Source organism: Gellertiella hungarica (assembly GCF_014197145.1).
In the GTDB taxonomy this organism is placed as follows: Bacteria; Pseudomonadota; Alphaproteobacteria; order Rhizobiales; family Rhizobiaceae; genus Gellertiella; species Gellertiella hungarica.
In genome coordinates this window covers 109,063-133,266 of sequence record NZ_JACIEZ010000009.1, presented here as the reverse complement: position 1 = coordinate 133,266, position 24,204 = coordinate 109,063, and the positions used below count along the sequence as shown (strand labels likewise).

The 24,204-nt window shown below is 63.6% G+C and carries 30 protein-coding genes and 1 tRNA gene; 19 read left to right on the top strand and 12 right to left on the bottom strand.

From position 1 onward, the window contains the following. Positions 1–25: 25 nt before the first annotated feature. From GGR23_RS18270 to GGR23_RS18250, 5 genes are all read left to right on the top strand, one after another. Positions 26–349: a helix-turn-helix domain-containing protein gene (locus tag GGR23_RS18270; RefSeq protein WP_200815355.1), complete on the top strand. Its 324-nt coding sequence runs from the start codon at positions 26–28 to the stop codon at positions 347–349. Further along, on the top strand, positions 346–1,278 hold the full coding sequence (locus GGR23_RS18265) for an ImmA/IrrE family metallo-endopeptidase (protein ID WP_183367754.1): 933 nt from the start codon (positions 346–348) through the stop codon (positions 1,276–1,278). Before GGR23_RS18270 ends, GGR23_RS18265 begins: the two co-directional genes overlap by 4 nt. A 414-nt stretch (positions 1,279–1,692) precedes the next feature. Next, positions 1,693–2,202 (top strand): DUF2924 domain-containing protein, encoded by a 510-nt coding sequence (locus tag GGR23_RS18260; protein WP_183367753.1) that lies wholly within the window; start codon positions 1,693–1,695, stop codon positions 2,200–2,202. Further along, entirely contained in the window at positions 2,199–3,536 is a 1,338-nt protein-coding gene (locus GGR23_RS18255; protein WP_183367752.1) for a recombinase family protein, read from the top strand. The genes GGR23_RS18260 and GGR23_RS18255 overlap by 4 nt, the downstream gene beginning before the upstream one ends. Continuing rightward, positions 3,533–3,973, top strand: coding sequence for a hypothetical protein (locus tag GGR23_RS18250; RefSeq protein ID WP_183367751.1), 441 nt, complete (start codon positions 3,533–3,535; stop codon positions 3,971–3,973). Before GGR23_RS18255 ends, GGR23_RS18250 begins: the two co-directional genes overlap by 4 nt. Here the strand turns inward: GGR23_RS18250 and merA are convergent. The 4 genes from merA to GGR23_RS18230 are packed head-to-tail and all read right to left on the bottom strand — an operon-like array spanning position 3,925 to position 6,344. After that, positions 3,925–5,352 (bottom strand): mercury(II) reductase, encoded by a 1,428-nt coding sequence (merA, locus tag GGR23_RS18245; RefSeq protein WP_183367750.1) that lies wholly within the window; start codon positions 5,350–5,352, stop codon positions 3,925–3,927. The two genes, GGR23_RS18250 and merA, sit on opposite strands and share 49 nt — an antisense overlap. Before the next feature lies 1 nt (position 5,353). Next, positions 5,354–5,602 (bottom strand): mercury resistance system transport protein MerF, encoded by a 249-nt coding sequence (gene merF / locus GGR23_RS18240; RefSeq protein WP_183367749.1) that lies wholly within the window; start codon positions 5,600–5,602, stop codon positions 5,354–5,356. Between the two features lie 4 nt (positions 5,603–5,606). Further along, a complete protein-coding gene (locus tag GGR23_RS18235; protein ID WP_183367748.1) occupies positions 5,607–5,939 on the bottom strand; it encodes a heavy-metal-associated domain-containing protein in 333 nt (110 codons plus the stop codon). Between the two features lie 12 nt (positions 5,940–5,951). Beyond that, complete coding sequence (locus GGR23_RS18230) at positions 5,952–6,344, bottom strand: mercuric transporter MerT family protein (RefSeq protein ID WP_183367747.1); 393 nt, start codon at positions 6,342–6,344, stop codon at positions 5,952–5,954. Positions 6,345–6,421: 77 nt separating this feature from the next. Between GGR23_RS18230 and GGR23_RS18225 the strand changes: the two genes are divergently transcribed. Further along, positions 6,422–6,835 (top strand): MerR family transcriptional regulator, encoded by a 414-nt coding sequence (locus GGR23_RS18225; protein ID WP_183367746.1) that lies wholly within the window; start codon positions 6,422–6,424, stop codon positions 6,833–6,835. A gap of 351 nt (positions 6,836–7,186) precedes the next feature. Here GGR23_RS18225 and GGR23_RS18220 read toward each other — a convergent pair. Continuing rightward, positions 7,187–7,276: transfer RNA gene (locus GGR23_RS18220), tRNA-Ser, on the bottom strand. A 196-nt stretch (positions 7,277–7,472) separates the two neighbouring features. Here GGR23_RS18220 and GGR23_RS18215 point away from each other — a divergent pair. From GGR23_RS18215 to deoA, 10 genes are all read left to right on the top strand, one after another. Then, positions 7,473–7,790 carry a hypothetical protein gene (locus tag GGR23_RS18215; protein WP_183367745.1) on the top strand — a complete coding sequence of 106 codons (318 nt, stop codon included), beginning with the start codon at positions 7,473–7,475 and terminating at the stop codon, positions 7,788–7,790. 39 nt (positions 7,791–7,829) lie between these two features. Then, positions 7,830–8,480: a peptide-methionine (S)-S-oxide reductase MsrA gene (gene msrA / locus GGR23_RS18210; RefSeq protein WP_183367744.1), complete on the top strand. Its 651-nt coding sequence runs from the start codon at positions 7,830–7,832 to the stop codon at positions 8,478–8,480. Positions 8,481–8,748: 268 nt separating this feature from the next. Further along, entirely contained in the window at positions 8,749–9,741 is a 993-nt protein-coding gene (locus GGR23_RS18205; protein WP_183367743.1) for a BMP family lipoprotein, read from the top strand. A 284-nt stretch (positions 9,742–10,025) separates the two neighbouring features. Next, complete coding sequence (locus GGR23_RS18200; protein ID WP_183367742.1) at positions 10,026–11,537, top strand: ATP-binding cassette domain-containing protein; 1,512 nt, start codon at positions 10,026–10,028, stop codon at positions 11,535–11,537. 10 nt (positions 11,538–11,547) lie between these two features. Beyond that, positions 11,548–12,651, top strand: a complete 1,104-nt coding sequence (locus GGR23_RS18195; protein WP_183367741.1) for an ABC transporter permease — start codon at positions 11,548–11,550, stop codon at positions 12,649–12,651. Positions 12,652–12,661: 10 nt separating this feature from the next. After that, entirely contained in the window at positions 12,662–13,633 is a 972-nt protein-coding gene (locus GGR23_RS18190; RefSeq protein WP_183367740.1) for an ABC transporter permease, read from the top strand. 3 nt (positions 13,634–13,636) lie between these two features. After that, entirely contained in the window at positions 13,637–14,029 is a 393-nt protein-coding gene (locus GGR23_RS18185) for a cytidine deaminase (protein WP_183367739.1), read from the top strand. Beyond that, positions 14,026–14,835, top strand: a complete 810-nt coding sequence (locus GGR23_RS18180; RefSeq protein ID WP_183367738.1) for a purine-nucleoside phosphorylase — start codon at positions 14,026–14,028, stop codon at positions 14,833–14,835. The genes GGR23_RS18185 and GGR23_RS18180 overlap by 4 nt, the downstream gene beginning before the upstream one ends. Continuing rightward, positions 14,828–15,592 carry a deoxyribose-phosphate aldolase gene (gene deoC, locus GGR23_RS18175; RefSeq protein WP_183367737.1) on the top strand — a complete coding sequence of 255 codons (765 nt, stop codon included), beginning with the start codon at positions 14,828–14,830 and terminating at the stop codon, positions 15,590–15,592. The genes GGR23_RS18180 and deoC overlap by 8 nt, the downstream gene beginning before the upstream one ends. Then, positions 15,589–16,902 carry a thymidine phosphorylase gene (gene deoA, locus GGR23_RS18170; protein ID WP_183367801.1) on the top strand — a complete coding sequence of 438 codons (1,314 nt, stop codon included), beginning with the start codon at positions 15,589–15,591 and terminating at the stop codon, positions 16,900–16,902. Before deoC ends, deoA begins: the two co-directional genes overlap by 4 nt. 3 nt (positions 16,903–16,905) lie before the next feature. Here the strand turns inward: deoA and GGR23_RS18165 are convergent, their stop codons facing one another. From GGR23_RS18165 to GGR23_RS18135, 7 genes are all read right to left on the bottom strand, one after another. Further along, positions 16,906–17,412 carry a TIGR02281 family clan AA aspartic protease gene (locus tag GGR23_RS18165; protein ID WP_183367736.1) on the bottom strand — a complete coding sequence of 169 codons (507 nt, stop codon included), beginning with the start codon at positions 17,410–17,412 and terminating at the stop codon, positions 16,906–16,908. 137 nt (positions 17,413–17,549) lie between these two features. After that, a complete protein-coding gene (gene upp, locus GGR23_RS18160; protein ID WP_183367800.1) occupies positions 17,550–18,179 on the bottom strand; it encodes a uracil phosphoribosyltransferase in 630 nt (209 codons plus the stop codon). Positions 18,180–18,298: 119 nt separating this feature from the next. After that, positions 18,299–19,267 (bottom strand): adenosine deaminase, encoded by a 969-nt coding sequence (locus GGR23_RS18155; protein ID WP_183367735.1) that lies wholly within the window; start codon positions 19,265–19,267, stop codon positions 18,299–18,301. Continuing rightward, entirely contained in the window at positions 19,264–20,484 is a 1,221-nt protein-coding gene (locus tag GGR23_RS18150) for a phosphopentomutase (RefSeq protein WP_183367734.1), read from the bottom strand. The genes GGR23_RS18155 and GGR23_RS18150 overlap by 4 nt, the downstream gene beginning before the upstream one ends. A gap of 112 nt (positions 20,485–20,596) precedes the next feature. Next, the gene (locus GGR23_RS18145; RefSeq protein ID WP_183367799.1) at positions 20,597–21,178 is read right to left on the bottom strand and encodes a TadE/TadG family type IV pilus assembly protein; all 582 of its coding nucleotides are present in this window, start codon (positions 21,176–21,178) and stop codon (positions 20,597–20,599) included. Between the two features lie 62 nt (positions 21,179–21,240). Next, positions 21,241–21,822 carry a TadE/TadG family type IV pilus assembly protein gene (locus GGR23_RS18140; RefSeq protein WP_246365819.1) on the bottom strand — a complete coding sequence of 194 codons (582 nt, stop codon included), beginning with the start codon at positions 21,820–21,822 and terminating at the stop codon, positions 21,241–21,243. Between the two features lie 175 nt (positions 21,823–21,997). Next, positions 21,998–22,444: a pilus assembly protein N-terminal domain-containing protein gene (locus GGR23_RS18135; RefSeq protein WP_183367732.1), complete on the bottom strand. Its 447-nt coding sequence runs from the start codon at positions 22,442–22,444 to the stop codon at positions 21,998–22,000. A 435-nt stretch (positions 22,445–22,879) separates the two neighbouring features. Between GGR23_RS18135 and GGR23_RS18130 the strand changes: the two genes are divergently transcribed. The 3 genes from GGR23_RS18130 (at position 22,880) to GGR23_RS18120 (ending at position 24,169) form a co-directional block, all read left to right on the top strand. Next, a complete protein-coding gene (locus GGR23_RS18130; RefSeq protein ID WP_183367731.1) occupies positions 22,880–23,056 on the top strand; it encodes a Flp family type IVb pilin in 177 nt (58 codons plus the stop codon). A 193-nt stretch (positions 23,057–23,249) separates the two neighbouring features. Beyond that, on the top strand, positions 23,250–23,426 hold the full coding sequence (locus GGR23_RS18125) for a Flp family type IVb pilin (protein ID WP_183367730.1): 177 nt from the start codon (positions 23,250–23,252) through the stop codon (positions 23,424–23,426). Positions 23,427–23,650: 224 nt separating this feature from the next. After that, complete coding sequence (locus GGR23_RS18120) at positions 23,651–24,169, top strand: prepilin peptidase (protein WP_183367729.1); 519 nt, start codon at positions 23,651–23,653, stop codon at positions 24,167–24,169. The last annotated feature ends 35 nt before the right edge of the window (positions 24,170–24,204 follow it).

Genomic DNA, 24,204 nt, shown 5'->3' with positions numbered 1-24,204 from the left:
CGGCGGACAAACAGGAGAACACCCGGTGCCAACACCCTTGGGAGAGCGCGTTCGCGAGCTCAGACTGAAGCGAGGATTGACCCTGGAGGCGCTGGCCGAAAGGGTCGGATCCAGCAAGAGCTACATGTGGGAGATCGAGAACAAGGACGTCGCGCGCCCTTCGGCCGAGAAACTTCACCAGATCGCAGCCGCCCTCGAGACGACGACCGACTACCTGATATCTGCCGACGAAGTCACCGAAGCGGACGCGACAGACACTGCTTTCTTTCGCAAGTATCAGAAGATGAAACCGAAGAGCAAAGAGAAGCTTCGCGAGATGCTCAAGATCCTGGACGATGAGGATGAATGAGCAGTAGCGGCAGAAAATCGCCCAGAAGGGCCGCGAACGATCTGACTGTGCTTCTCCGCACCGTGCTGGGAGAAGACCGGTTCCCCGTGGACGTGGAGGCGCTGGCGCTCGAAGTCTCCCGAAACCACGAGGACCCGATTACGGCAGTGAAGGGCGTCGACATCGACGGCTTCGAGGGCATGCTCCGGGCACGGCGCAAGAAGCCCGGTTGGCAGATCCTCTACAACACTCAGCCCCGCTACCGCGGACGCGAGCGCTTCACACTCGCTCATGAGTTCGGGCACTACTTGCTGCACCGGCGCCCGCTGACCGCAGCGCACTACCGTAACGGCGAGCTCTCGGACGATTTCGACTTCGAGTGCCTTCCGCTGCAAGCCAACGGCTGGAAGGATGCGGAGAAGCAGCGTGAAGAAGAGGCCGATACCTTCGCCTCCTTCCTGTTGATGCCGATCGACGACTATCGGAACCAGGTCGGCAGTCAGGAGGTAACTCGCGACCTCCTTGGCCATGTGACTGACCGATACGGAGTTTCGCTTCTTGCGGCGGCGCGCAAGTGGATCGAATTCACCGACACCCGAGCGGCCATGGTGGTTGCGCGAGACGGATTCGCGTTGTGGGGCAGAGCGAGCACGCGCGCCTACAGAAGCGGCGTGTTCATTCAATCGGGCATGCCGATTCCCGACGGCTCCATCATGGCCATGGGGTCGGCGTCGCAGCACACCAGTTCTCAGCGCCCGGTGGCTTTGCCCGCCGGCATCTGGACATTTAGTCGGGGCTCCGAACCCGTCCGAGAACTGACCTTCTTCTCTGACCGGCTCGGTTTGGCGGTGTCTCTTCTGCAGTTCGATCGCGCCGTCGATGGAGCTGAGGTCGAGGACGAAGAACCTTGGGATAGCTACGACCAGTTCACCCGCGATGATTCGAGGTAACGACCCGACAATGCTGCGGGCAGCGCCGCTCCGGGCGACTTGCACAGATGTTCACGCTGGAAAGGCCTGACGAACGGCTTCGATCTACTTCTAATGATTCCGCTGTGACGCGATAAGCCGTTGAATCTTATTGCGTATCTTCGTTTTGCGACTACCGTTTCGCCAGTCATCTTCTATTGCGAACGGTCTCATGCAAGACGCCCGATCCGGTCCGAACCCTTTGTTGCCCGTCCGTCTGTCGACGGGCGAACGCCTCGATGAACTCGCGTTCATTCTTGCCGCGGGGCTGAGGCGTATACTGCCGGAACAGTCCAGTTCTTTATCTGCACCTGGCGAAGACAGTTCATTCGACATTCTCGCCCTCAAACGCCGTGTTGGTCGTCGCAAACCGAGCAACCGAGTTGGAGGGCAATGATGCCAGGAACAGAGAGAAAGACTGACGCTGCGCCATGGCAACCGGGCAACCGCGATGCGGCGGAAGCGAGCGTGGTCACGCAGCTTGCAGCGCTGAAGCGAATGACGGTGGTCGAGCTGAAGGCGAAGTGGGAAAGCATCTTCGGCACCCCCGCTCCGAACAACAGCCGCAGTTACCTCGAGCTGAGGCTCAGCTACCGGGTCCAGGAACTGACCCTCGGCGGCCTGTCCCGCGAGACGCGGCGGACGCTGGACTTGCTGGCTGACGAAATCGAGGGCCGGGTCGGGCGCAAGACGATCATCGCGGATTCCCGCAACCCGGTGGTCGGCACCCGCCTCGTGCGTGAATGGGACGGGGTGGAGCACACCGTCACGGTGATGAAGGACGGCTTCGACTGGCAGGGGCGCAAGTTCAAGTCGCTGTCGGCGGTGGCGCGGGCGATCACCGGCACGCAGTGGAACGGCTATCGCTTCTTCGGCCTCCGCGAGGCCCGGAGGGACGACCGATGAGCCGTCATCAGGAAGCCGTCGCGGTCGTTCCGCGCCGCCAACGCTGCGCCATTTATACCCGCAAATCGAGCGAGGAAGGGCTCGACATGGAGTTCAACAGCCTCGACGCCCAGCGCGAGGCTTGCGAGGCCTTCGTGACGAGCCAGAAGGCGGAAGGCTGGGCCACCATTCGCGAACGCTACGACGACGGCGGCTTCTCCGGTGGCTCGCTGGAGCGCCCCGGCTTGAAGCGTCTCATTCAGGACGTCGAAGCCGGTCTGATCGATGTGATCGTGGTCTACAAGATTGATCGGCTGTCGCGCTCGCTGATGGACTTCGCCAAGCTGGTCGAGATCTTCGATCGCAATCAGGTGACCTTCGTTTCGGTCACGCAGTCGTTCAACACCACGACCTCGATGGGCCGCCTGACACTGAACATCCTCCTCAGCTTCGCACAGTTCGAGCGGGAGGTGATCGGCGAGCGCATCCGCGACAAGGTCGCGGCATCCCGCAAGCGCGGCATGTGGATGGGCGGTCACGTCCCGCTGGGCTACGACGTGCGCGACCGCAAGCTGGTCGTCAACGAGGCCGAGGCCGCGACGGTCCGGATGATCTTCGAGCGATTCGTCGCCATCGGCTCCGCCACGACGCAGGCGAAAGCGCTCGCGGCCGAGGGCGTTCTGAACAAGCGCGGCAAGCCGATCGACAAGGGCTTCCTCTACAAACTGATCAACAACCGGGTCTATCTCGGGGAAGCCGTCCACAAGGGCACGGCCTATCCCGGCGAGCACGAGGCCATCATCGATCAGGTCCTGTGGGACAAGGTGCACAGCATCCTGCAGGAGAGCCCGCGCCTGCGGGCGAAGAACACCCGTCGCCAGACGCCGGCCCTGCTGAAAGGGATCATCTTCACCGAGACAGGGACGGCGATGACGCCGACGGCGACAAAGAAGGGCACGCGTCTCTACCGCTACTACGTGTCCATGGATCTGATCCGAAACCGCGCGACCGGCAACGCCTCGGGCCCGTTGCGCTTGCCCGCAGGCATGGTCGAGGATGCCGTCGTCGGCGAAATCCGCCGCATGATCCGCGCACCCGAGATTGCAGCCCGAACCATAAAGGCCCTGCGCGATGAGAACTCGGCCGTCGATGAGAAAGCGGTCGTCCAGGCGCTCGGCGAATTCGACCAGCTCTGGGCGGCGCTCTATCCGGCGGAGCAGACCCGCATCGTCCAGCTTCTGGTGGAGCGGGTGACCGTCGGGGAAGACGGCATCGCCGTCGATCTGCGCCACGAGGGGCTAGGCTCGGTTCTCCGGGACATGATGGCGCCCCGCCAAACGGAGGCCTGCGCATGACCGGCACGGCGGACACCATCCGCGTCGTCATTCCGCTGACGATCCGCAAACGCAACGGGCGGCCGAAAATCCTGCCGCCTGACGATGTGGACGTGCGAAACGGCCGGGCGCAGGATCCGCATGTGCTGCGCGCCATAGCCCGCGCCTGGAGCTGGCGGCGGCAGCTGGAAACGGGCGCCGCGTCCACGATCCAGGACATCGCGGCGGCCGAGAAGGTTTCCGACCGGTTCGTAAGCCGAATGATGCGGCTCGCCTATCTGTCGCCGGAGGTGCTCGAACACCTCGTCATCAGGCGCGTGCCACCGGCGCGTTCGCTGAACGACCTCGTTGCGCTTGCCGATCGGCCATGGGCAGAGCAGATGGACATAGCGTTCGATCAACACCCACTTCAACCGGCACAGCAAGACAGCTTCGCCACGTCCTTGTCGAACGTCTGAGCCGCCAGCTTCAGGCCTTCGACGGTCGTCAAATAAGGGAAGATCGTCTCGCCCAGCGCCTTTGCGGTCATGCCGAACCTGAGCGCCATGGTCAGCGTCTGGATGCTGTCCGCGCCTTCGGGCGCGAGGATCTGACCGCCCAGCAGGCGGTCGGTCTTGGCATCCGCCACCAGCTTGACCAGACCGCGCGTGTCGCGGGCGGCCAGCGCACGCGGCACCTGGTCGAGCGGTACGATGGAAGTCTTGACCTCATGGCCAGCGGCCTTGGCCGCCGCCTCGCTCAGGCCCACGCCCGCCACCTGCGGGTCGGTGAACACCACCCACGGCATGGCGCTGTTGTCATAGGTGAGGGTGTTGCCGTTCAGCGCGTTCTTCGCGGCGAGCTTGGCGCCATAGGCCGCCATGTAGACGAACTGGTCGCGGTCGGTCACATCGCCCGCCGCATAGACGCCGGCTTTCGAGGTGCGCATACGGCCATCGACGATGATGGCACCGTGGCCGTCTTGCGCGACGCCGACCTCCGCCAAGCCGAGGGTTTCGGTATTGGGGATGCGTCCCGTCGCGACCAGCAGCCGCTCCGCCTTCAGCTCGACCGGCTTGCCGCCTTCGCTGACGCAGACGGTGACGCCGGTCTCATCTTCACGGCAGGCATCGTAGGTGATGCCGCAATGAAGCGTGATGCCTTCGGCGCGCAAGGCCGCAGCCAGCGCGTCCGACACTTCCGGTTCCACCTGCGGCAGCAGGCGTGACCGGCAGATCACCGTCACCTCGACGCCCATGCGCGCCATCATCTGGGCAAGCTCCGCGCCGATATACCCGCCGCCGATGACAATCAGGCTCCTGGGCAGCGTCTCCAGTTCCAGCAGTGTCGTGCTGGTCAGGTAGGCCACGGTCTCGATGCCGGGAATCGGCGGCACGGCAGGTCGTCCGCCCGTGGCGATGATGATCTTGTCGGCGGCGACAGGGCCGCCTTCGACGAGCACGCCGGCACCGTTCAACCGTGCCGCGCCCTCCAAATAGGTAATCCCGCCATACTCGGGCAGCAGGTCGGCATATTTCTTCTGCCGGAGGGTCGAGACGAGGTCGTCCTTGGCGGCGATCAGACGCTGCCAGTCGCCGACATGCGCCTCTCCCACGAGGCCGGGAAAGCGGCTTGCCGCGCGCGCGCCATGGAGAGCCTCGGCGGCGCGGATCATGGTCTTCGACGGCACGCAGCCGACATTGACGCAGGTCCCGCCGATGGTGCCGTGGCCGATCAGGGCGACGCTCGCCCCGTGCTCGGCCGCCGTGATGGCGGCGGAAAAGCCTGCCGAGCCCGCGCCGATGACGGCGAGGTCGTAGGTGTTCTTCTTTCCGTCGGTCGTGCAGCACTCGACCATGTCAGGCGCTTTCCTTGGTGGTTTGCGTTTCATCTGCGCAACAGGCCGCCGCACGCTGTCTCCGCCAGAGTCCATAAACCGTCATGGCCAGAAAGGCTGCGAGCGTTGGGAGCAGCACATAGTCGATCCAGCCGAGCCAGGCCGATAGGCCAACGGCGCCCAGGGCGATCACCAAGACCGGTGTGGCGCAGCAGATGGCGGCGATTACCGAGCCGACTATGCCCGTCTTCAGGATGGTGGCGTCCTTCATCAGTTCAGCCTCTGACCTCCGCCGGATAGCCTGCGTCGGCCGAAGCGGCGGCTATGGCTTCAACGGACGTCACGGCCGGGTCGAAGACGACGGTCGCCGTTCTGGCGGCGAAATCGATCTGAACCGACTGCACGCCGGTCACCTTCTCCATGGCCTTCTTCACCGTGACCGGGCAGAGCGCGCAGGTCATGTTCTCCACCGCGAAGGTCGCCGACTGCACAGCGGCCACCTGGACGGCGGCGGACTGCGCGGAAACAGGTGAGACGGCCGTAAAGCCGAAAGCACCGAGTCCGCCGAGAGCGAGCACGGCGGCCGCGAGAATGAGGGGTCGTTTCATATCGAGTGCTCCTTAGTAGAAGAGTGGCGCCCACCAGTCGATCGTCAGGGCCAGGAGGACCAGCACTGTCGCCAACCAGAGGGCGGTTTTGGTGATGAGAGTGGATTGCGGCTTGGCGCAGTACGATCCATCGACACAAGCAGGCTTGGCCTTGAAATAGACCTGCCGGAAGCCAAGCCCGATGAAGATGAGCGCCACGACGGCGAAATACGGCTTGTAGGGCTCCAGCGCCGTGAGCGTGCCGATCCAGGCGCCAGAAATTCCCAGCGTCAGCAGCACCAGCGGCGCGATGCAGCAGGTCGAGGCTAGGACGGCGCCGATGACGCCGCCAGCGGCAAACCAGCTCCTTTTTCGGTCAGCCACATCGCGTTCGATAGGGGGCCCCTCTTGCTGGATAACATTCATAAGGAATCCTTCTCGCCATTGTCTTGAGACGTGTGTACGGTCTGTAGCAACTACAGACTCAAGAGGTATTTTCACCAATGGGCGATCACGCTTCGGGCAAGGGATTGCAGCGGGCCGCACTGGCGCGCTGGACAGGCTGTAACCTGGAGACAATCAGATACTATGAGAAGATCGGCATGCTGCCGGATCCACCGCGCACGGCTGCGGGCTACCGGGTTTATCAAGAGGATCACGTAGCGCGTTTGCGGTTTGTCCTTCGTGCGCGCGAGCTTGGCTTTTCCATCGAGGAAATCCGTGGACTGCTCGATCTCGTCGACAGGGGAAATCAGACCTGCGCTGAGGTGAAGGAGCGGACCGAGCGCCATCTCACGGACGTGCGTTCGAAGATTGCAGACCTCAAGCGGATCGAAAGGGTTCTGGCCGCAACGGCGGCACACTGCTCGGGCGAGGAGGTGCCGGAGTGTCCGGTATTGGACGCGCTGGCGTCGTAATCCGCGGAACTGGCAATGGTGAGCGTTTGCACCCGATCGATGTCGTACTCGATGTTTCGCAGGCACGCTCCGAGTAACGCCTACCTCGCGTTCTCGGGGCCCGGACGCCAGCCAGAAGAACAGCCGCAGAATTTTGATCAACGCAGAGCGCGGAACTTACTGAAAACACCGGCTTTCGCGAAGCCGAACCGATTTGGACGAGGTTCGCTCGGAAAGAGACAAAAGCCGTTCAGAGACCGAAAGTCGGCGCTGCGCCAGTCTCTGAGGTTCGGGCGGCTTCAGCAAACCCCTTTGAAACTTGGGATAAATTCGGCTCTCTGGGAGCGTCGCTCTGGGTTCGCGACTGGAAACTGGCGGACAGAGAGGGATTCGAACCCTCGATACGCTTTCACGTATACACGCGTTCCAGGCGTGCGCCTTCAACCACTCGGCCACCTGTCCAATCGCGGATCGGTTCGCAAGAACCGCCGGACGGGCGGGATATATACAGAGGTTCGCGGGCCGATCAACCGAAATCTGACAGAAATTTGAATTGGGCCCGCAAATCTCTTTTCCCTCTCTCCTTGCTCGCCGGCAGGCTCCGTCCTACATCTCTTGCAAGCGGTCCGCCGGACAAGGGGCGGGGAGGATTTGAAGCATGCGTCTTGTGTTGCGTTTCGCCAGTTTTCTCCTGCTGGTCGCGGCGGTCTTCGCGGCGACGCTGGATACCATCACCTCCGTGGCCGATTCCGGCATGAGCCTGACGTCGCTCCAGATGGCCTGGAACACGATCGATCCGCAAAGCCTTTCGCGGGTCGAGACCGGTGTTCTCTCCGCCGGCCTGCCCGCGAGCCTCAATGGCGCCATCCAGTGGACCCTCGGCCAGCCGGCCTTTGCCGTGGCGCTGGCGCTTTCGCTGCTGTTCTGGGTAGCCGGCTACCGGCGCCTGCCTGCCGCCGGCCGCTTTGCGGCCTGAGGCTTTTCCGCCCGCCATTCGAACGCCCGGGAGGCGATCATGTTCGCACTTGATATGCTCAGCAAGAAGACCACCATGCCGACCGCGCAGACCGCTCTGCCCGGACGGCCCGATCCCATTCCGACGGCCGAGACCCATTTCGTCAACGGCCGCCCGCTGAAGGGTCCCTATCCCGAGGGGCATCAGGTCGTCTATGTGGGCATGGGCTGCTTCTGGGGTGCCGAGCGCCTGTTCTGGAAGATGCCGGGCGTCTGGGTGACCTCCGTCGGTTACTCCGGCGGCCTCACGCCCAATCCCACCTATCACGAGACGACGACCGGGCTGACCGGCCATGCGGAGGTGGTGAAGGTGGTCTTCGACCCGGCCGAGCTGCCGCTCGAGCGGATCCTCAAGGTATTCTTCGAGGAGCACGACCCCACCCAGGGCATGCGCCAGGGCAACGACATCGGCACCACCTATCGCTCGGCGATCTATGCCACCACCGACGAACAGCTGGCCGTGGCGCTACGGATGCGGGATGCCTTCCAGCAGGCGCTGAAGGAGAGCGGCGTCAGCCGTCCCGTGACCACGGAGGTCGGGCCCGCGGGCATCTACTATTACGCGGAAGACTATCACCAGCAGTATCTGGCGAAGAATCCGGGCGGTTATTGCGGCCTGCGCGGTACGGGTGTGTCCTGCCCCGGCGCCTGAAGTTCAGCGGTTTCTTATTCAGTGGAAAAACCGGCGCCGCCCGGCGTGGCTCGCGCCGAAAATGAATTGTTTTCAAGGAGATCGGCCGCCCGCTGCCCGGCGGCCCGGCTTCTTTACCAATTGAAAAATTTCTGATGAATTTTTCCCGAAGCCGTGCAAGGATGCTTTCAGCCAGGCTTTGGATAAGGGGCCGGCTCAACCGCAGACATGTCCGGAAACGGGCTTGCGGGAGGACCCAACAAGATCATTAGAAGAATAGGGCTGCACTATGAAGAAAACCCTTCTCAGTCTCCTCGCCATGGCGGCCATGTCTGCCACCGCGCTGGCGGCAGACATCAAGCCGGCACTGGTCTATGGCACCGGCGGCAAGTTCGACAAGTCATTCAACGAAGCAGCTTTCAACGGCGCAGAAAAGTTCAAGGCCGAAACCGGCATCGAATTCCGCGACTTCGAACCCACGGGCGACACCCAGGGCGAGCAGGCGATCCGCAACTTCGCCTCCAAGGGCTACAACCCCGTCGTCGCCGTCTCCTTCGCCTGGACGTCCGCCATCGAGAAGGTCGCGGCAGAATTCCCCGACACCAAGTTCGTCCTCGTCGACTCCGTGGTCGACAAGCCGAACGTCCGTTCCGTCGTCTATGCCGAGCATGAAGGTTCCTACCTCGTCGGCGTGATTGCCGGCATGGCCTCCAAGACCGGCAAGGTCGGCTTCATCGGCGGCATGGACATCCCGCTCATCCGCAAGTTCGAATGCGGTTACGAGCAGGGCGCACGCGCTGCCAACCCGAAGATCGAAGTGTTCCAGAACATGACCGGCACCACCGGCGCTGCCTGGAACGACCCGGTTCGCGGCGGCGAGCTGACCAAGAACCAGATCGACCAGGGCGCGGACGTCATCTATGCGGCAGCCGGCGCAACCGGCCTCGGCGTGCTGCAGACCGCAGCCGACAACGGCAAGCTGTCGATCGGCGTCGACTCCAACCAGAACCACCTGCACCCGGGTTCGGTTCTCACCTCGATGGTCAAGCGCGTCGACCTCGCCGTCTACAACGCCTACATGGATGCCAAGAACGACAAGTTCACCCCCGGCCTCCAGGCTCTCGGCGTGAAGGAAGACGGCGTGGGCTGGGCTCTCGACGACAACAACAAGTCGCTGATCACGCCCGAGATGCAGGCTGCCGTGGACAAGGCAAAGGCCGACATCATCTCCGGCGCCGTCAAGGTTCATGACTACATGAGCGACAATTCCTGCCCGAAGTGATGGGATGAAGAAGGGCGGACGCCAGGATGATCGTCATCCGGCGTCCGCCTTTTTGATTTTGAAACAGGGGAAGGCGCCGCGGCTCTCTCGGGCCGCCGGTTTGCCCGAGGGGATGGCCGAATTCGCGCGGAGCCCGTCCGGGAGACGAGGCTTTCACGGCACGCACGCGATGCGGTGCCGCACCCTCGGCGCATGATGCGGAAAGCCGCACGGGGCGGAAGGCAGGCTGCGTGGCTGGCCGATCCGTCGCAGCGGCCCTGCCATCCCTCAACTGGAGCCGTATCGTGACCGATCAACCAGCTATCGAATTGGTGGGCATCGACAAGAAGTTCGGTGCCGTGCATGCAAACAAGAACATCAACCTGACCGTGGCAAAAGGCTCCATCCACGGCATCATCGGCGAAAACGGCGCCGGCAAGTCGACGCTGATGTCGATCCTCTATGGCTTCTATCAGGCCGATAGCGGCGAAATCCGCATCAACGGCAAGCCGGTCAACATCAAGGACAGCCAGACCGCGATCAATGCCGGCATCGGCATGGTGCACCAGCACTTCATGCTGGTGGAGAACTTCACGGTGCTGGAAAACATCATGCTGGGCGCCGAAGGCGGCGCCTTGCTGGCGAAGGGCGTTGCTTCCGCGCGCGCCGAGCTGAAGCGTCTGGAGACCGATTACGGGCTCGACGTGGATCCGGATGCGGTGATCGAGGAGCTGGCGGTCGGCCTGCAGCAGCGCGTGGAAATCCTGAAGGCCATGTATCGCGGCGCCGAGATCCTCATCCTCGACGAACCGACCGGGGTGCTGACCCCCTCCGAGGCCGATCATCTGTTCAAGATCCTGGGCGTGCTGCGCGACCAGGGCAAGACGGTCATCCTGATCACCCACAAGCTGCGCGAGATCATGGCGATCACCGACACGGTTTCCGTCATGCGCCGCGGCGAGATGGTGGCGACGCGCAAGACGAAGGAGACCTCCGTGGAGGAACTGGCCGAGCTGATGGTCGGCCGACGCGTGCTGCTGCGGGTGGAAAAGGGCGAGGCAAGCCCCGGTGACGTGGTGCTTTCGGTGCGCAATCTCACGGTCAAGGACAATCGCGGCGTGACGATGGTGGACAACGTGTCCTTCGACGTCCGGGCGGGCGAGATCGTCGGCATCGCTGGCGTTGCGGGCAACGGCCAGTCCGAGCTGCTCGAGGCACTTTCCGGCATCCGCCAGCCCTCGTCAGGCGAAATCCTCATCGACGGCCAGCCGATCGGCAGGGCAAGCCCGGCGCGGCTTCGCGAGCTCGGCCTGGCCCATATTCCCGAAGACCGCCACCACATGGGCCTCGTGCTGAAGTTCGAGGAATATGAAAACGCGGTCCTCGGCTATCATCGCGATCCGAAATACGGCCGTGGCTTCATGCTTGACCTCGATGCCATGCAGGCCGATGCGACGGAAAAGATCGAAAAATACGATATCCGCCCGCCGAACCCGCGCCTGAAGACGGCGAACTTCTCCGGCGGCAACCAGCAGAAGATCGTGGTTGCCCGCGAGATCGAGCGCGATCCCCGCATCCTGCTGATCGGCCAGCCGACCCGCGGTGTGGATATCGGCGCCATCGAATTCATTCACCGCCGGATCATCGACATGCGCGACCAGGGCAAGGCGCTTCTGCTCGTCTCGGTCGAGCTCGACGAGATCCGTGCCCTTTCCGATCGCATTCTCGTGATGTTTGCCGGGCATATCGTCGGCGAGAAGACGGCGGAAGCCGGCGAACAGACACTCGGCCTGATGATGGCCGGCATTGCCGCATGACGAGGCCCTGATGAGCACTGCATCCGTATCGCTACCCAACTGGATCACCTACGGCCTCATGCCGCTCCTCAACCTGACGCTCGCCTTCGTCATTTCGGGGCTTGTCGTCTGGCTGATCGGGGAAAACCCCTTCGAGGCCGTCAAGCTGCTGCTGATCGGCGCGCTCGGCCGTGGCGAGGGCATCGGCTTCACGCTGTTCTATGCCACGAACTTCATCTTCACCGGGCTTTCCGTGGCCGTTGCCATTCATGCGGGCCTGTTCAACATCGGCTCCGAAGGCCAGGCCTATCTCGGCGGCCTCGGGGCGGCGCTCGTGGCGCTTGCGCTCGACAACTACCTGCCCTGGTATGCCACCATGCCCTTCGCCATCCTCGGAGCGGCGGCTGCCGGTGCGGCCTGGGCCTTCATTCCGGCCTGGCTCCAGGCCAAGCGCGGCAGCCACATCGTCATCACCACCATCATGTTCAACTTTATCGGCGCGGCCCTCATGGTCTATCTGCTGGTGAACGTGCTGATCGTGCCGGGCAAGATGGCGCCCGAAACCCGCACCTTCCTCGAGGGCGGGCAATTGCCGAAGCTCGACTGGCTGATGGAGCTCTTCGGGCTGAAGCTGGGGGCCGCACCCTTCAACTTCTCCTTCATCATCGCGCTCGTCATGTGCGTGGTGGTCTGGTTCCTCATCTGGCGGACCAAGTTCGGCTACGAGATGCGCACGCTCGGGATCAGCCCTTCGGCGGCCAGCTATGCGGGCATTCCCTATGCGCGCACGGTCATCATCACCATGCTGATATCGGGCGGTCTCGCCGGCATGATGGCGCTCAACCCCGTGATGGGTGCCTCCGCGCGCCTGCAGGTGGAGTTCGTCGGCGGCGCCGGCTTCGTCGGCATCGCCGTATCGCTGATGGGCCGCAATCATCCGCTCGGCATCGTCCTGGCCGCGCTCCTCTTCGGCATTCTCTACCAGGGGGGCGGCGAACTCTCCTTCGACATGCCCAACATCACCCGCGACATGATCGTCGTGATCCAGGGTCTGGTGATCCTCTTTGCCGGCGCGCTGGAATTCATGTTCCGCCCCGCGCTGGTGCGCATCTACCAGAACTTCGTCAAGGCCTGAGGAGAGCACCATGGATTATATCGACATTCTGATCTCCATCCTCGGCTCGACCATCCGCCTGTCGATTCCGCTGATCTTCACGGCCCTGGCCGGGCTGTTCTCGGAGCGCTCCGGCATCTTCGACATCGGCCTCGAGGGCAAGATGCTGGCCTCCGCCTTCGCGGCGGCCTGCGTCGCCTATCTGACGGGCAATGCCTGGGCCGGACTTCTGGCGGGGATTGCCACCTCGGTGGCGCTGTCGCTGGTGCACGGCTTCGCCTCGATCACCAATCGCGGCAACCAGATCGTCTCCGGCGTCGCGATCAATTTCGGTGCGGCAGGGCTTACCATCGTGCTGGGGCAGGCCTGGTTCGGGCAGGGCGGGCGCACGCCGCAGCTCACGGCCGATGGCCGCTTCGGCGAGATCCGGTTCCCCTTTGCGGCGGAGCTGCGCGATTCCGGCTACCTCGGCAAGTTCTATGCCGACGTGATTTCCGGCCACAACATCCTCACCTACATGGCCTTTGCCGCCGTTCCGATTTCGTGGTGGATCCTGTACCGGACCCGCTTCGGCCTGCGGCTTCGCGCCGTGGGGGAAAATCCGGGTGCGGTGGATACGGCGGGCATCTCCGTCAGCTGGCTGCGGTATCGCGCCGTCATCTGCGCCGGCATTCTCTGCGGCTTCTCCGGCACCTATCTCGCCATTGCCCAGTCGGCTGCCTTCATCAAGGACATGTCGGCGGGCAAGGGCTACATCGCGCTCGCCGCCCTCATCTTCGCCAAGTGGAAGCCGGTGCCGGTGATGTTCGCCTGCCTCCTGTTCGGCTTCCTCGATGCCTTCGCCAACTTCATGCAGGGCAAGTCGGTGCCCGGCATCGGCGAAGTACCGGTACAGATCTTCCAGGCACTGCCCTATGTCCTTACCTGCATCCTGCTTGCAGGCTTCATCGGGGTGGCCCATCCGCCGAAGGCCGGTGGCGTGCCCTACACCAAGGAGCGTTGACCGATGTCGCACGATCTCTTCGAAGCCGCGAAGGCCGCCATGGCCTTCTCGCATTCGCCCTATTCGAAATTCCCCGTCGGCGCGGCGATCCGGGCCGATGACGGCAAGATCTATACCGGCGCGAATATCGAGAACCTGTCCTTCCCGCAGGGCTGGTGCGCGGAACCGACGGCCATCGGCTGCATGATCATGGGCGGCGGAAAGCGCATCGTCGAGATGGCCGTCATCGCCGAGAAGCTGCCGCTCTGCCCGCCCTGCGGCGGTTGCCGGCAGAAGATCGCGGAATTTGCCGACAAGTCCACGCCCATCTATCTGTGCGACGAAGTGGGCGTGAAGAAAACCATGACGCTGGAGCAGATGCTGCCCGGCAGCTTCGAGACGGACCTGCTCGGATGAAGGCGATCCTCGACATCCTCGCCGCGCGCTTCGGCGCGCTCAAGCCGCGCCACGCGGTCATTCTCGGCTCCGGCCTCGGTTCGCTCGTCGAGGCGGTGGAAAACCCGCTGCGGGTTGCCTATGGCGACCTTCCGGGCTTTCCGCAAAGCGCCGTGTCGGGCCATGCGGGCGAGCTCGTCGGCGGCACCATCGCCGGCGTTCCCGTGCTGATGATGTCCGGCCGCATCCATTACTACGAAAAGGGCAATGCGGCGGCGATGCGCCTGCCGCTCGAGGTGCTGAAGGCCTTCGGCATCGAAGTCCTCGTGCTGACCAATGCCGCGGGCTCCGTCAGGGACGACATGCCGCCGGGCTCGGTGATGCAGATCACCGATCACATCAACTTCTCCGGCGAAAACCCCCTGATCGGCGAGGAGACGGACCAGCGCTTCACCGGCATGACCTCGGCCTATGATCCCGAGCTCGCCGCTGCCATGCATGCCGCCGCCAGCCGGACGGGAACGCCCCTCCACACCGGCGTCTACATGTGGTTCTCCGGCCCGAGCTTCGAAACGCCGGCGGAAATCCGCATGTCCCGGATCCTCGGCGCCGATGCGGTCGGCATGTCGACGGTGCCCGAAGTGATCCTCGCCCGTTTTCTGGGCCTCAGGGTTGCCGCAGCCTCCGTCATCACCAATTTCGGGGCGGGCATGACCGGCAACGAGATCACCCATGCCGAAACCAAGGAAATGGCTCCCGTCGGGGGCAGAAGGCTCGCCGCGATCCTGACCGACATGCTGGCGGCCGAAGGAAAGAACAATGGATAATCTCGATGCCGCACGCCGTGCGCTTTCCGTGCTCGACCTCACCAATCTGAAGGAAGACTGCACCCCGGAGCAGATCGATGCACTGGTGGAGAAGGCTGCGACCCGCCACGGCAATGTCGCGGCCATCTGCATCTGGCCCCGCTTCGTCGCGCAGGCGCGCGCCCGTCTCGGTCAGGGTTCCGCCATCAGGATCGCCACGGTGATGAACTTTCCCTCGGGCGATGCCGGCATCGCCGAAACGGTGGCCGAAACCCGCCAGGCGCTGGAGGATGGCGCCGACGAGATCGATCTGGTCATTCCCTACAAGGCATTCGCGAAGGGGAATGCGGATGCCGTCTCGGCCATGGTTTCCGGCGTAAGGGCCGCAATCGCCGCGCCGGCCCGGCTCAAGGTCATCCTGGAAACGGGTGAGCTGAAGGATGCCGGCCTGATCCGGAACGCGAGCGACCTTGCCATTGCGGCGGGCGCGGATTTCATCAAGACCTCCACCGGCAAGACCGCCGGGAACGCGACGGAAGAGGCGGCCTTAATCATGCTCGACGCGATCCTTGCAAGCGGCAGGCCGGTCGGGCTCAAGCCCTCGGGCGGCATCGGTTCGGTTCCGGTGGCCGCGCGCTACCTCGCGCTTGCGGACGAAAAGATGGGCGCAGGCTGGGCTGTTGCGGAAAACTTCCGTTTTGGCGCTTCGGGCCTGCTCGACGACATTCTGCGGGTGCTCGACGGCGGCCAGTCCACGGCGGGCGGAGCGGGCTACTGACCATGCTTCCCCAGGAGGTCATCCTACGCAAGCGGAATGGCGAGGTGCTGAAGCCGGAGGAAATCTCCTTCTTCATCGAGAAGCTCGCGCGCGGTGATCTCTCCGAAGGGCAGATCGGTGCCTTCGCCATGGCTGTCTGGTTCCGCGGCATGACCCCGGCAGAGACCATCGCGCTGACGCTTGCCATGCGCGACAGCGGCGACATTCTCGAGTGGAAGGATATCGGGCGGCCCGTGGCAGACAAGCATTCGACGGGTGGCGTCGGCGACAATGTCTCGCTGATGCTGGCCCCGATTGCCGCAGCCTGCGGTCTCGCCGTGCCGATGATATCCGGCCGCGGCCTCGGCCACACCGGCGGCACGCTCGACAAGCTGGAGTCGATCCCCGGCTATGCGATCATGCCCGGCGAAAGCCGGTTCCGGGATACGGTGCGGCTGGCGGGCTGCGCCATCATCGGCCAGACGGCGGTGCTGGCCCCTGCCGACAAGCAGCTCTATGCCGTCCGCGATGTCACCGCCACGGTGGACAGCGTCCCGCTGATCACGGCCTCCATCCTATCCAAGAAGCTTGCCGCGGGGCTGGAAAGCCTGGTGCTCGATGTCAAGGTCGGGAACGGTTCCTTCATGACCGACATGGACAAGGCCGAAACGCTGGCACGCTCGCTGGTGGCGGTCGCGAACGGTGCGGGGGTGAAGACCACCGCGCTGCTCACCGACATGAACCAGCCGCTGGCCGATGCCGCCGGCAATGCGGTCGAAGTGCGCAATGCCATCGCCTTTCTGGCGGGGGAAAAATCCGGAACCCGGCTCGAGGAGGCGGTGCTCGCCTTTGCGGCCGAAATGCTGGTGTCCTCCGGCCTGGCCGACACGCGCGAGGCCGGACACGATGCCGCGATGGCGGCGCTGCGCTCCGGAAGGGCCGCGGAACATTTCGGCCGCATGGTGCACATGCTCGGCGGCCCCGCCGATCTGCTCGAAGCGCCGGACCGTCACCTGCCGAAGGCACCCGTTGTCGTGCCGGTGCCCGCTGCCGAAGACGGCTATCTCGCCGCCTGCGAAACCCGCGACCTCGGCATGGCCGTCATCCGGCTGGGCGGCGGCCGCCTCAAGCCGTCGGACAGCATCGATCACAGCACCGGTTTCTCGGATATCCTGCCGCTCGGCACGGCAGTTTCGAAGGGGCAGCCGATCGCCCTGCTGCATGCGCCGGACCGGGAAAGCGCCGAGCATGTCTCCGGGGAGGTGGCGCGCCTGTTCCGCATCGCGGACAATCCGCCCCCGGCACGGCCCGTCATCATCTCCCGGATGTGAGCGCTACTGGCGCAGCACCATCTTCCCGTCCTCGACGCTGTAGGATTTCAGCTTGCGTAGGAAGCTCATGCCGATGAGCGTGCCCGTCAGCGCATTGTCCTTCAGCACGAAGGCTTCCACGCCCTGGGCGCGCAGGGAGCCGATCTCGACGCGGTCGATGACCACATGGGCAGCCTGCGCCGGTCCGTTGGCCGTGTTGACCGCGTAGCGGAAATCGAGGCTGTTCCCGGTGAAGCCCAGCTGGCGGGCGACGGATTCGTTCATGGCGACGAAGGTGGCGCCGGTGTCCACGAGACCGCTCACGGAACGTCCGTTGAGCCGGAAGCTGTCCTGGAAATGGCCTGCCTCATTCGCGGTGATGCTGTAGCTTCCGGGCGTGACGGGCAGGGCAGCCTCGGCCGTCGCGGCGGCCGCCCGGGCCGGCAGCCCGGATGGCGTGACCATGAGCTTCGGGATCTGCGACATGGCTACCGCACCGATTGTAACCAGGAAAAGGTTACGCGCAATCATGGAAGCTGTTCCTTCTTCTTCGTCTGCAGGAAGACTAGGAAATCTGCTTCAAAATCTCGCTAACATTCAAAGTAAAGGCCGAGGTAACACTGTTATCCCCGGCCCGATTTGATCGGTTGGTTAAGGCTTCGTGCCCTTTACTTCGTGCCGTACATGCGGTCGCCGGCATCGCCGAGGCCGGGCACGATGTAGCCCTTTTCGTTCAGGTGGCTGTCGATGGAGGCCGTGAAGACCGGCACGTCGGGATGGGCATTGCGGAAGTTGCGGATGCCCTCCGGCGCTGCGAGCAGGCAGAGGAAGCGGATGTTCTTCGCACCCCGCTCCTTGAGCTTGTCGATGGCGGCGATGGAGGAATTGCCCGTGGCCAGCATCGGGTCGACCACGATGACCAGACGCTCGGACAGGTTTTCCGGCGCCTTGAAGTAGTATTCGACCGGCTGCAGGGTTTCGTGGTCGCGGTAGACGCCGATATGGGAGACGCGTGCGGAAGGCACGAGATCCAGCATGCCCTCGAGCAGGCCGTTGCCGGCGCGCAGGATGGAGGCAAAGACCAGCTTCTTGCCTTCGAGGATCGGCATGTCCACCGTTTCCAGCGGCGTCTCGATGGTCTCCATGGTCAGCTCGAGATCGCGGGTCACCTCATAGCACAGTAAAGTGGAGATTTCGCGCAGCAGGCGCCGGAAGCTCGCCGTGGAGGTCTCCTTGCGGCGCATGATGGTGAGCTTGTGCTGTACGAGCGGATGATCGATTACGGTGACGCCGTCCATGGGTTCCTGCCTTCGGTGCTTGTCTTGCATGTGGTTTTTCTTTCATGGAAAAGCCCGGACTCGCAAGTGCGCAGCGGATGTTTGCCCCCAATCTCCCCAGTCACCCGCTCGCAAATCGGTCAGAGCATCGCCAGCAGACGGTTTCGGGTCGCCTCGTCCACGAAGGCTGCCTCGATGGCGGTCCGCGTCAGGCCGTTTATCTCCTCGTCGCTGAAGCCGAAGGCATCGCGGGCGAGCTGGTATTCCCGGCCGAGGGACGTGTGGAAGAAGGGCGGATCGTCCGAGCTGATGGTCACGCGAACGCCCGCCTCCTTCAGGGCCCGGAGGGGATGGGCGTCGAAATCGGGATAGACCTTGAGCGCGATATTGGAGCCGGGGCATACCTCGAGCACGGTTCCGAGTTCGGCGAGACGACGCACCAGTGCGGGATCCTCGATCGCGCGCACCCCGTGGCCGATCCGCGAGGGGCGCACGAGATCCAGCGCATCCGCCACGCTGAAGGCACCGCAGACCTCGCCCGCATGGATGGTCAGGCCAAGGCCCGCATCCCGGGCGATGTCGAAGGCGCGGGCATAATCGGCCACGCGGCCCATCCGCTCTTCGCCCGCCATGTTGAAACCGGTTATCAGCGGATTGTCGGAGCGGGCGGCATAGTTTGCGGCCGCGATCACGCTTTCGGGGCCGAAATGCCGCTCGCCGACGACGATCAGGCGGCATTCGATGCCGGTTGCGGCAGCGGCACGCCGGACGCCTTCGCTGATGCCGGCAATGTAGCCGTCCGCGCCAAGCCCGATCCTGTCGCCGTGGTCGGGCGACACGATGAGCTCGCTGTAGATGGTGTTCACGCCCGCCAGTTCGCGCAGGTAGGTCTCGGCGAGCAGGGCATAATCCTCCTCGGTCCGGAATACGGAGGCGACCTTGTCATAGCAGGCTATGAACGCGGCGAAATCGGACCAGACATAGGCCCCGTCGCTGAGAAAGGCGGAGGTGTCGATGCCGTATTTCCGCGCCTGTTCGGCAACCAGCGCGGGCGGGGCGGCACCCTCCAGATGGCAGTGCAGCTCGACTTTCTTCAGGTTCATGGTCAAAGGAAGCTTCTCCCGTGCGGGCCTGCCGGCAGGCCCAGGTGCTGGGCCATGGTTTCGGCGATATCGGCAAAACTGGAACGGACCCCGATCAGCCGGGCCCGGATGCCCGGCCCGAAGGCCATGATGGGCACGCGCTCGCGCGTGTGGTCGCTGCCCCGCCAGGTGGGATCGCAGCCGTGATCGGCGGTCAAGAGGCAGATGTCCCCCGGCCGCATCCGGCGATGCACCTCCGGCAGGCGCCGGTCGAAGGACTCCAGCGCCGCGGCATAGCCGGGCACGTCGCGCCGGTGACCGAAATTCATGTCGAAGTCGACGAAATTGGAAAAGACGAGATCGCCCTGTGCGGCCTCTTCCATGGCCTTCAGCGAGGCTTCCATGATGGCGGCATTCCCGCTGGCCTTGATGACGCGGGAGACACCCTTGTGCGCGAAGATGTCGCCCACCTTTCCCACCGCATGCACCTGGTGGCCGGAGGCGATCACCCGGTCGAGGAGCGTTGCCTCCGGCGGGGTCACGGAGAAATCCCGGCGATTGCCGGTGCGTTCGAACGTGGCGGGCGTCTCACCGACGAAGGGCCGGGCGATGACCCGTCCGATGTTCAGCGGATCGAGCAGCCGGCGGACGATCTGGCAGAGTTCGATCAGCCGCTCCAGCCCGAAATGGGTTTCGTGCGCCGCGATCTGGAAGACGGAGTCGGACGAGGTGTAGCAGATGGGCTTGCCGGTCCGGATGTGCTCTTCGCCGAGGCGGGCGATGATGTCCGTGCCGGATGCGTGACAGTTTCCCAGAATGCCGGGCAGCCTTGCCTCCTCGCAGATGGCGGCCACGAGCTCCGGCGAAAAGGCATCTCCCTCCCGCGGGAAGTATCCCCAGTCGAAATCGACGGGCGTGCCCGCGATCTCCCAGTGTCCGGAGGGCGTGTCCTTGCCGCGGGAGGTTTCGCTCGCCGCACCATGCAGGCCGAACACCCGCTCCGGCTTTGGCATGCCCGGCGGGTAGGAGCCCGTGGCGAGGCGCGCGGCTTCCAGAAGGCCGAGGGCGGACATGTTGGGAAGCTTGAGGGGGCCTTCGCGCAGATCTGCCCGGTCGCCCGCGCCGGACGCGCAGAACTCGGCGATATGGCCGAGCGTGTTGGCGCCGAGATCGCCGTAATTGGCGGCATCGGGTGCTCCGCCTATGCCGAAGGAGTCCATGACGAAGAGAAAGGCGCGTGCCATCGGGTCTTCCTGCGTGAATTCCGGTCCTGGTTCGTGGCTGCGACAAGCGCAGCCGGATGGACTGGTCTAGCCTCTGGCGATGGCCAATGCAATTCGCGTGAAGGGGCGGCGCTCAGCAGTCGCCGCAGGTCACCGCATCGCCGACGCGCTGGCGGAAGTAGAAGTCCCGCTTAATCGTGACCGTGCGCGTGCTGTAGGACATGGTGTTGGCCAGGAACATGCCGAGCTGATGGTCGAGCTGGAGTTCCGCGTGAACGAGGAACGAATTGGGGTTCCGCAGATCGGTCGGGATCGTGACGACCGCGTTCAGCGTGTAGGGGCGGGTATTGTCCTGCTGCCAGGACCAGGTGATCCGGGCGACGCCCGTGGAGTCGATGTTGATGCCGGAAATCTTCAGCTTCAGGTTGGCCGGGTTGTAGGGCGCGAACACGCTCTGCGCCACGCCCACCATGGTGGAGAGGGTTGCCTTCGTCCACGGGTTCGACTGCTGGGTGACGAGGTCGGCAATGGTGCCCGCAGCACGGCTGGCCCGCTTGGCCACGCTCATGCCCACGGTGATCTCGAAGGCGCTGATATAGAGCATCAGCAGAATGGGCGCGAGGATGGCGAATTCGACCGCGCCAGCGCCCGAGCGGTCGCGGCGAAGCCGGCCCACCCGCGCGCCGACCTGCCGCAGCGGCTCCGCAACGGCCATGCAAACGCCTGCCGCCAGCACGCGCCAGCGCAACAGGGGGGAAGGGCTGTCCGGTCCGGCCATCAGGGATACCGCTCGTTCTGGAAGGCTGCCGTGGAGACGATCAGGAAATCCCGGGGCATTCCGCCGCCCGCAGGACGGATGGTCGTCAGGTAGGGACGCACGAGATCGGTCATGATTTCCCAGCGATAATAGGCGCGCAACATGTTGATCGAGCCCGGACCGCCGGGCGTGTACTTGAACTTGGTCGTGTCGAGATCGGCATATTTCGCCGTCGAGACGCGCGGGATCGTCTTCGGGATGGTGGAGAAGCTCGCGAAGGTCTGGACGTCGAGATAGAGCTTTTGCGGGTTCGTCACCTCGGTTGCAGAGCAGCGGATCAGGACGGCAATCTCGTTGCAGAAGGCCTGGCGGAACTGCGCCTGCGTCATGTCGGTGGTGCGGCCGAGATTGTAGGTGATGCGGCCGGTCCGCAGCTTCCGGCTCAGGGTGTCGGTGGCATTGGCCACCACCTGCTCGCCCGTGAAGGCCAGGAAGGTCTCGAGGATCGCGATCACGATCATGAAATAGGGGAGGGAGAGAATGGCGAACTCGATGGCTGCCGAGCCATCGCGCGAACGGAAAAACCGCTTCCAGCGAGACATCAGTCCCTCCGGTGACACGCCATCATGACCTGCCATGGTATTTGAGCCGTCCATCTATCCGATCCGCCCTAGCGACTACGACCCGAGCATATGGTCGGTGTCTTTAAAAATAGTTTAGCGTGTCCTGTTTATTCGACTCAAACCCGAGGATACCCGTTTAGGCTGTGGTCACATCTCAGCTGCCGGTGGCCGTGGTGCCGCCCGAGGACGACCCGCTGCTGTCGGAGCCGCCCACCTTCTTGGTTTCGCAGTTCGGGGCACACGACAGGACAGCTCTGTCCGTCTGCCTGTAAACCCTGACAGTCTTGGCTTCGTCGAGCGCCACGAGGATCTTCTCGTCCACGATCGCATTGCCGTCCGCATCGAGCAGCACGAGGTTCGTGGTGCCGAAATTGCGTCCCGTCAGCACGATGGTCCTGGCATCCGCCACGGTGGCGTCGGCAATCTCGTCATTGCCGATGATGACCTTGGAAACGGATCTGTCCAGCTTCAGCACACGGGCATGATCGAGGGAAAGCTGCAGGTAGTCTTCGCTATCCTGCGCGTGAACGGCGCCGGCAAGGGCCAGGCAACCCGCCAGAAAGGCGCCGGCGGACAGGGAGGCGGACTTGGATAACGGCATTGCGAGCCACTTTCGTTCAAAATCTGCCCAGTCACAGGGCGCTTCCGCCGGTGAGCATGGCCGAGAATGGTAAATGAAGGCTTAAGTTGCACCCTGCAGGGAAAAGCGGCCTCCTGCGGGCTCCGGTGAGACGCCGCCTTTTCGGCCCCCGAGAAACCCACGGTTTTTCAAGGCCTTGATGCCTCCCTCGCGGGCACGCGCGCGTATTTCAATGCGACAGGCTGCGCCTCGCCGGTCTCATATCGCTGCATTATTTTTATTTGATATAAGTATGTTTGAACAACATTTACCATGCCAACGGCAAGTTTCTGTTAACGGGCCGATAACCCTGTTCCTTAAGCCGATGGCAACAGGCCTCCGCTAAGTTGCAGCCATCCGATCAACGGAAACAGTTGGCGGAAGTGCTGAACAACACGTAGAGTAGGAGTGACCCCCATGACCAAGCTTTTTGCACGTTTCCTGAAGGACGAATCTGGTGCGACCGCCATCGAATACGGCCTGATCGCAGCCCTCATCTCCGTAGCGCTGATCGCTGGCGCAACGGCTCTCGGCAACCAGATCGGCACGACCTTCAACAACCTGAACACCAAGCTGGACAACGCCAACGGCTAATCGCCGCAGCGACACCGGCAGACGCAGGTCTTGGCAAGGCCGCTTCCCGAACGGGGAGGCGGCTTTTGTCATTTTTGTCCTTCGGGCGCAACCTCCGCGCGGCTTTTAATCCCATTTCAACAAATGGCGGCCTACACTGCCGGCATCCGCTCCTCGCAAGGCAGGGGTGGGTCCACCCAACCGGAGAGAAAGAATGAGCAAGGTTTTTGCACGTTTCCTGAAGGACGAGAGTGGCGCCACCGCAATCGAGTACGGCCTGATCGCTGCACTGATTTCGGTCGCGCTCATCGCGGGGGCCACGGCGCTCGGCAACCAGATCGGAGCCACCTTCAACGCCCTCGACACGAAGCTCGACAACGCCAACGGCTGAGGCTTCGCACCGGTTGTCATGAGACGCCGAACCAAGGGGCCGACAGGCCCGGCAGATGCCGTTTCCATGAGGGGTGCGGCTTCTCTTCGCGGCGAAGGCTTCAAGCCGGTGCCGGAATGATGCGGGCCGGCCATCCGCCCGATCCCCGTACGGCTCTACCGGTTTGGGGAATATTTAGTTTTCAGCCCTAGAATGCGGCTTCCACAGCATGAGGAGCCTTCACCGTGGTTGCTGCTGCGATTTGCGCCATATTTCCTTTCTGCCTGGCAATGGCGGCCTTTACCGACCTGTTCTCGATGACGATCCCGAACAGGATATCCCTCGCCCTGATCGTGGCCTTCCCGGTCGCAGCGGTCCTTGCCGGTCTTCCGCTTGCGGATATCGGACTGCATGTCGGGGCGGCGGCCGCCGTTTTTGCGGTTTGTCTCGCGCTCTTTGCCGCCAATGTCATGGGCGGTGGCGACGCGAAGCTGCTCACGGCCTCCGCGCTCTGGTTCGGCCTCAACATGTCGCTTCTGGAATTCGCGATCTATGTCTCCTTCATCGGCGGCTTGCTGACGGTGGTCATCGTCATCCTCCGCTCGCAGGCCCAGCTGATCCACGCGATGGGCCTCAACCTGCCCGGCTCCGTGCTGATGGCAAAGAAGATCCCCTATGGCATCGCCATCGCAATCGGCGGTTTTCTTGCCTATCCGAGTTCGCCCGTGGCCCAGGCGCTCCTGGCTCAGTCCGCCCTCTGGTAAAATTTCATTAACCAGCTTTATAAGGACGTTGTTAA

Bases quoted from the DNA above. Each gene is read 5' to 3' on its own strand.
- GGR23_RS18265 (WP_183367754.1), top strand. From the start codon at position 346: ATGAGCAGTAGCGGCAGAAAATCGCCCAGAAGGGCCGCGAACGATCTG.
- GGR23_RS18260 (WP_183367753.1), top strand. From the start codon at position 1,693: ATGCCAGGAACAGAGAGAAAGACTGACGCTGCGCCATGGCAACCGGGC.
- GGR23_RS18255 (WP_183367752.1), top strand. From the start codon at position 2,199: ATGAGCCGTCATCAGGAAGCCGTCGCGGTCGTTCCGCGCCGCCAACGC.
- GGR23_RS18250 (WP_183367751.1), top strand. From the start codon at position 3,533: ATGACCGGCACGGCGGACACCATCCGCGTCGTCATTCCGCTGACGATC.
- merA (WP_183367750.1), bottom strand. From the start codon at position 5,352: ATGGTCGAGTGCTGCACGACCGACGGAAAGAAGAACACCTACGACCTC.
- merF (WP_183367749.1), bottom strand. From the start codon at position 5,602: ATGAAGGACGCCACCATCCTGAAGACGGGCATAGTCGGCTCGGTAATC.
- GGR23_RS18235 (WP_183367748.1), bottom strand. From the start codon at position 5,939: ATGAAACGACCCCTCATTCTCGCGGCCGCCGTGCTCGCTCTCGGCGGA.
- GGR23_RS18230 (WP_183367747.1), bottom strand. From the start codon at position 6,344: ATGAATGTTATCCAGCAAGAGGGGCCCCCTATCGAACGCGATGTGGCT.
- GGR23_RS18225 (WP_183367746.1), top strand. From the start codon at position 6,422: ATGGGCGATCACGCTTCGGGCAAGGGATTGCAGCGGGCCGCACTGGCG.
- GGR23_RS18215 (WP_183367745.1), top strand. From the start codon at position 7,473: ATGCGTCTTGTGTTGCGTTTCGCCAGTTTTCTCCTGCTGGTCGCGGCG.
- msrA (WP_183367744.1), top strand. From the start codon at position 7,830: ATGTTCGCACTTGATATGCTCAGCAAGAAGACCACCATGCCGACCGCG.
- GGR23_RS18205 (WP_183367743.1), top strand. From the start codon at position 8,749: ATGAAGAAAACCCTTCTCAGTCTCCTCGCCATGGCGGCCATGTCTGCC.
- GGR23_RS18195 (WP_183367741.1), top strand. From the start codon at position 11,548: ATGAGCACTGCATCCGTATCGCTACCCAACTGGATCACCTACGGCCTC.
- GGR23_RS18190 (WP_183367740.1), top strand. From the start codon at position 12,662: ATGGATTATATCGACATTCTGATCTCCATCCTCGGCTCGACCATCCGC.
- GGR23_RS18185 (WP_183367739.1), top strand. From the start codon at position 13,637: ATGTCGCACGATCTCTTCGAAGCCGCGAAGGCCGCCATGGCCTTCTCG.
- GGR23_RS18180 (WP_183367738.1), top strand. From the start codon at position 14,026: ATGAAGGCGATCCTCGACATCCTCGCCGCGCGCTTCGGCGCGCTCAAG.
- deoC (WP_183367737.1), top strand. From the start codon at position 14,828: ATGGATAATCTCGATGCCGCACGCCGTGCGCTTTCCGTGCTCGACCTC.
- GGR23_RS18165 (WP_183367736.1), bottom strand. From the start codon at position 17,412: ATGATTGCGCGTAACCTTTTCCTGGTTACAATCGGTGCGGTAGCCATG.
- upp (WP_183367800.1), bottom strand. From the start codon at position 18,179: ATGGACGGCGTCACCGTAATCGATCATCCGCTCGTACAGCACAAGCTC.
- GGR23_RS18150 (WP_183367734.1), bottom strand. From the start codon at position 20,484: ATGGCACGCGCCTTTCTCTTCGTCATGGACTCCTTCGGCATAGGCGGA.
- GGR23_RS18145 (WP_183367799.1), bottom strand. From the start codon at position 21,178: ATGGCCGTTGCGGAGCCGCTGCGGCAGGTCGGCGCGCGGGTGGGCCGG.
- GGR23_RS18140 (WP_246365819.1), bottom strand. From the start codon at position 21,822: ATGTCTCGCTGGAAGCGGTTTTTCCGTTCGCGCGATGGCTCGGCAGCC.
- GGR23_RS18135 (WP_183367732.1), bottom strand. From the start codon at position 22,444: ATGCCGTTATCCAAGTCCGCCTCCCTGTCCGCCGGCGCCTTTCTGGCG.
- GGR23_RS18130 (WP_183367731.1), top strand. From the start codon at position 22,880: ATGACCAAGCTTTTTGCACGTTTCCTGAAGGACGAATCTGGTGCGACC.
- GGR23_RS18125 (WP_183367730.1), top strand. From the start codon at position 23,250: ATGAGCAAGGTTTTTGCACGTTTCCTGAAGGACGAGAGTGGCGCCACC.